Here is a 1937-nt window from a genome sequence, read left to right on the forward strand (position 1 = left end):
AAGCTCCAGCCCACCCGCCCACCCAGCCCCCTGAAATTGGACGGCCTGATCGACTACGCCATTCGTTTGGTGCGTTTTGAAGAGCGCTACCGGGATGTTTTCGGCTTTGTGTTCGGCTCCACCCTGGTTTTCCAAAGCCTAGAGCTGGCCCAGCCCCACATCGGCAAGCACCGTATGGTCACCCTGGAAGGGGAGCTGTTGGAAACTTCGGGCGCCATGACCGGCGGCAGCGCCCCCCAGCGAGCTGGGATCCACTTTTCTGCCGGCGAACCTTCCGAGGAGGCCGCCTTGCGCTCCCGCTTGGCCGAGCTGGAGGAACTGCTGGCCGCCCTCACCCTGCGCCTACAAGCAGCCCAAGCCCGCGAAAAACAACTGGCCCAAGCCCTGCTCCTGGCTCGCCAAGACGCCCTGCAAGCCCAGCAATATCTGGAGCGTCACCAAGCCGATTGCCAAAAGCAACAGGCCCGCCTGCAACACCTGCAGGGATCCCTGGCGCAAAGGCAAAGCGAAAGCCACCAGATCCAGCAGCGGCTCCAGCAGATTCAACTGCGCTGGGATCCCTTGCAACAGCGCCTAGCCGATCTCGCCCTCAAGCTCAGCCAACTGGAGGGATCCCCGGTGAACCAGCATTGGCAGCAACTGCAGCAGGCGGTGCAGCAGCAGGAAAGTCGCTTGGCAGAGCTGCAGCAGCAACTGGCCCAACTGGAGCGGCAACAGCAGGAGAACTCCGGCCAACAACACCTGAAACAGGCCCAAATCCAGCACCACCAGGAGCGCCTGCAAGAGAGCGAACAGCGCCAAGCCCATCTGCAGGAGCAGATCGTCCAAGCCCAAGCCACCCTTGGCCAAATCCAGCAACACCTTGCCGAGCAACGGCAACAGATAAGCCAGATCGAGGCCCGACTTTCCCACCTGCGCCAAGAGCGGGATCGGCAAGAATTCCAATTGCGGGCTCAACAACAGCAAATCCAACGCCTGGAGTGGGAACGCTACAACGCCCTCACCCAACAACAGGAAAAAGAGGCCCTGCTGGCCCAACTGCAAACCCAACTGCAAGCGGTGGCCCAAGAGCTGCCGGATCCGCTGCCCGACTTGCCCGCCACCCTGACCTTAGACGAGCTGCAGCGGCAAAAACGCAAAATCGAAGAGCAATTGCGATCCCTGGAGCCGGTAAACATGCTGGCCATTGCCGAATACGAACAGACCCAAGCTCGCCTGCGGGATCTCAGCGCCAAACTGGAAACCCTGCACCAAGAGCGCACCGAGTTGTTGCTGCGCATCGAGAACTTTTCCACCCTGCGTCGGCAAGCCTTCTTGGATGCCTTTCATGCCGTCAACGGCCATTTTCAAACCATCTTTGCCCAACTTTCCGATGGGGATGGCCATTTGGAATTGGAAAACCCAGAGGATCCCTTTGCAGGCGGTCTAACCTTGGTGGCCCACCCCAAAGGTAAGCCGGTGCGCCGTCTCAGCGCCATGTCGGGAGGAGAAAAATCCTTGACAGCCCTCAGCTTTATTTTTGCTCTGCAGCGATTCCGCCCTTCCAGCTTTTACGCCTTTGATGAAGTAGATATGTTTTTGGACGGGGCCAATGTGGAAAAATTGGCCAATATGATCTGGCAGCAATCTCGTCAGGCGCAGTTTTTGGTGGTCAGTTTACGCCGCCCCATGATCGAAAAAGCTGAGCACACCATTGGTGTAACCCAGGCCCGCGGTGCATACACTCAGGTGATCGGCCTGACCAAACCCGCCCCTCACCCCAGTTAAGATGTGGCTTGGTTAAGAGCAGAGGGCAAATCCTGAGGTCCCATTAGACTCATTCTAAGAATGGTTTAGGAGTGTCCAAACGCCTGCCATGGTTGCTCTGACTCTGAATCTATCCCCCCTGACAACCCTGAGCCGAGCAGATTTTATTCGGCTTTGTGCCGCCAATCCTG

The 1937-nt window shown here is 58.3% G+C and carries 1 pseudogene; it reads left to right on the plus strand.

Annotation, left to right across the window (positions count from 1 at the left end):
• Positions 1 to 1767: pseudogene (locus NW819_RS14030) on the plus strand (chromosome segregation protein SMC); the annotation flags it as partial.
• Between the last annotated feature and the right edge of the window lie 170 nt (positions 1768 to 1937).

The organism is Synechococcus sp. R8-2, assembly GCF_047461715.1.
Lineage (GTDB): Bacteria > Cyanobacteriota > Cyanobacteriia > Thermostichales > Thermostichaceae > Thermostichus.